General features: G+C 68.2%; 1 protein-coding gene. It reads right to left on the reverse strand.

The features are described 5' to 3' along the window. Positions 1 to 1,178 (reverse strand): heavy metal translocating P-type ATPase (locus CH291_RS26465; protein WP_143545978.1); only part of this gene is annotated, 1,178 nt, incomplete at both ends.

Consider the following 1,178-nt stretch of genomic DNA (forward strand, 5'->3'; position numbering starts at 1 on the left):
CGCGAGAGTTCGATCACCGACAACACCGACCTCGGGTCGTCGCTGGCGAGGATCACTCCGGCCGACGCGATAGCAACGTCGGTACCCGCGCCGATAGCGATACCGACATCGGCCTGCGCGAGAGCCGGTGCGTCGTTGACTCCGTCACCGACCATCGCCACGGTGCGCCCTTCCTGTTGAAGTTCAGCAACGTTGTGGGACTTGTCTTCCGGTTTCACCCCCGCGAAGTAGCGGTCCACACCGAGCTCGGTGGCGACGGACTTCGCGACGGCTTCGGCATCACCGGTGATCATCACCACCGCGATTCCGCGCGCATGCAACGCGTCTACCGCAGTGCGTGATTCGGGCCGGATCTCGTCGGCGAGCGCAAGGGCACCGATCACAGCACCGTCGGCCAGGACGTGCAGGATGATCGCCCCGTCGCCCCGCCACCGGTCGGCGACAGCAAGTTCGGATCCGCGCTCCTGCTCGAGCAGCGCGGGCCCGCCGACCTGCACGCGGGTGCCGTCGACGTCCGCAGCGACCCCGACAGCGGGAGACGACTGGAAGTCTGCTGCAGCCGGGACGGTCAGGTTCCGCGCGCGTGCGGCGCCGACGATGGCACGAGCCAGGGGATGTTCTGAGTCGGCTTCTGCGGCAGCGGCCAAAGCGAGGACCTCGTCGGCGGTGCGCCCGTCTGTCACCTCGATTGCGGTGACGGTGGGTTCACCCTTGGTGAGGGTCCCGGTCTTGTCGAAGAGCACGGTGTCCACCGTGCGCATTGTTTCGAGTGCGAGCCGGTCCTTGACCAGGACACCGCCGCGGGCTGCGCGTTCGGTGGCGATGGAGACCACCAGCGGAATCGCCAGTCCGAGTGCGTGCGGGCAGGCGATGACCAACACGGTGATGGTGCGGATGACGGCGTCGTCGGGCATCCCGACCAGAGTCCACACAGCGGCGGTGATGATCGCGGCACCGAGAGCGAACCAGAACAGCCAACCGGCGGCCGTGTCGGCGATGCGCTGAGCGCGCGAGGTCGAGTTCTGGGCGTCGGCGACCAAGCGGCCGATGCCGGCGAGGGCGGTGTCCTCCCCTACTGCGGTGACCTGGACGCGCAGACCGGAGTCGGTGGCTACCGTGCCGGCGACAACTTGGTCGCCGTCGCTGCGGCGGACGGTGCGTGATTCGCCGGTGATCAT

Source organism: Rhodococcus sp. 14-1411-2a, from assembly GCF_002259485.1.
Lineage (GTDB): Bacteria > Actinomycetota > Actinomycetes > Mycobacteriales > Mycobacteriaceae > Rhodococcoides.